Genomic DNA, 2,235 nt, shown 5'->3' with positions numbered 1-2,235 from the left:
GACGTGACTTGCCCCGCGGTCCGCCCGATTGGGTTCACTCCAACCCACTCCGCTCACCTCTGCCCGTTCGTCCACGGAGTCCCCATGATCTGTATGGCTGTTTCCCCGCATCGGCTTCGATTCGCTCTGCTGCTGGAGGGCTCGACTGGCGGCTGTGGAACGCCGCAGTGGGGCACCATGTTATGCGTCGTCCTCGGGGCAGGAGTGTCATGGCCACGGTCCTGATCGTGGATGATGACCCGGCCATCGTGGAGGTGCTCACGGCGTACCTCGCGGCGGAGGGCCACTCGGTGGTGATGGAGGAAGATGGCCTGGCCGCCCTCCCGCTACTGGCCCGCGCAGATGTGGCGATCATCGACTGGATGCTGCCGGGCATGACGGGGGTGGAACTGACCGCGTACGCCCGCCGCGAGCACCCACAACTGCCGGTGCTCCTGCTCACGGCCCGGGGCGAGGTGGAGGACCGCTTGGAGGGGCTGAACGCCGGCGCGGACGATTACGTGGTCAAACCCTTCAGTCCGCGCGAGGTGGTGGCCCGTATCCGGGCCCTGTTGCGCCGGGTGGGTGTCCGGGAACGCATTGAGGCTGGGCCACTCACGCTCGATCTGGCCGGACGATCGGCCACCTTGCACGGTCAACCTGTAGCTTTCTCCCGCACGGAATTCGATTTGCTGGTGACGCTCGCGCAGCACCCAGGACTGGTCTGGTCACGGGAGCGGCTGCTGGAGCGGGTGTGGGGGCCAGAGTACCCGGGCGTGGCACGGGTCGTGGATGTCCACATCACGGCGGTGCGCCGCAAACTCAGGGATGATCCGGACGCCCCGCAGTTCATTGAGACCGTGCGGGGGCTGGGGTACCGCTTCCGGGAGGACTGAATGCGCCTGTTTCCACGCTTGCTGCTCAACCACCTGGTGGTCGTCACGGTGACGGCTGCCGTCCTGCTGGTCGCGGCGGAGCTGGCGGCCCATCCGTTCATTCAGCGGCACGTGCAGGAGATGATCGACCTCATCGGCCCCGAGGGGGGAGTGCTGCGGGAGGACCTCACGCACGGAATGCGGGACACCCTGACCCGGGCCCTGATGGCCGCGCTGCCCCTGGCCCTTCTGGTGGCCACCGTCACCGCCTGGGTGGCGGCCCGGCGCGTGACGGCCTCGGTGCGGTCACTTCAAGCGGGCAGTCGGTCCATCGCCAGCGGCGAGTACAGCCGCCGCCTGCCCGAGACCGGGCAGGACGAGCTGGCGGGCCTCGCGCGGAGTTTCAATACCATGGCGGGTGCCCTGGAGCGCGTGGAGCAGACACGGGTGGAATTGATCGGCAACGTCGCGCATGAGTTGCGAACGCCTGTGGCGGCGGTGCGCGGGTACGCGGAGGCCGCTCAGGATGGAGTTTTGCCCTCGGAGCAGGCCCTGAGCGCCATCGCACGGGAGGTGGCCGGCATGGAACGTCTCGTCCACGACCTCAGCCTGGTCAGCCGTGTCGAAAGCGGGCGGGTGGACCTGCACCTCACGGCGGTTCCGGTGAGTGACCTGCTCGTGCAGGCCCAGGAGCGTTTCCAGATGGCCTTTGAGGACCGGGGGATCACGCTGCAGATGAACACGCCACCCCCCGAAATCAGGGTCCACGTCGATCCCCAGCGCGCTCAACAGGTACTCGCGAACTTGCTGAGCAATGCACTCAGGTACACCCCGCCGGGCGGAAAGGCCTGGGTCTCGGCGGCCGTGCAAGGGCGGCACCTGACCATCTCGGTCACAGACACAGGACCGGGAATCGCCCCGGAGCACCTCGAGCGCGTCTTCGAGCGTTTCTTCCGTGCGGACCTTGCCCGGACACGGGGTGATGGGAGTGGCGTGGGGCTGACGATCGCCCGTGGTCTGGCCCGGGCGATGCAGGGCGATCTAAGGGTGAATTCCAGGCCCGGGCAAGGGGCCTCCTTCCACTGGAGAATGCCCCTGAGCCCGGAGCTGCCACACCCGCAGTGAACGCTCGGGGGAGCACGGCTGTTCCCGGCAACTGCGCTTCCCCAGCAACGTCCTTTGCGCGAGAATGCTCACCAGTTCCGCAACTGGAGGAGTTCGCGTCATGACGTCACCCGCTGCTTTGCCCACCATCAGCACGCACCCCGCCTTGTTTCTGGACGGGCTCATCCTAGACGGCGGTTGGCGCGTGACGGGCCGGGCGACCACAGTCAGGGGGGTTCTGGCAACTTAACCTGAGTGAGGCCGGAGTAGCTCAGCA

The 2,235-nt window shown here is 67.4% G+C and carries 2 protein-coding genes; both read left to right on the top strand.

The features are described from left to right. Window positions 1–209: 209 nt before the first annotated feature. Window positions 210–875, top strand: coding sequence for a response regulator transcription factor (locus QOL99_RS16530; RefSeq protein ID WP_285525426.1), 666 nt, complete (start codon window positions 210–212; stop codon window positions 873–875). Then, a complete protein-coding gene (locus QOL99_RS16525) occupies window positions 876–1,979 on the top strand; it encodes a sensor histidine kinase (protein ID WP_285525424.1) in 1,104 nt (367 codons plus the stop codon). Window positions 1,980–2,235 lie beyond the last annotated feature (256 nt).

The organism is Deinococcus rhizophilus, from assembly GCF_030271215.1.
GTDB classification, from domain to species: domain Bacteria; phylum Deinococcota; class Deinococci; order Deinococcales; family Deinococcaceae; genus Deinococcus; species Deinococcus rhizophilus.
This window is presented reverse-complemented; position numbering and strand designations above follow the sequence as displayed.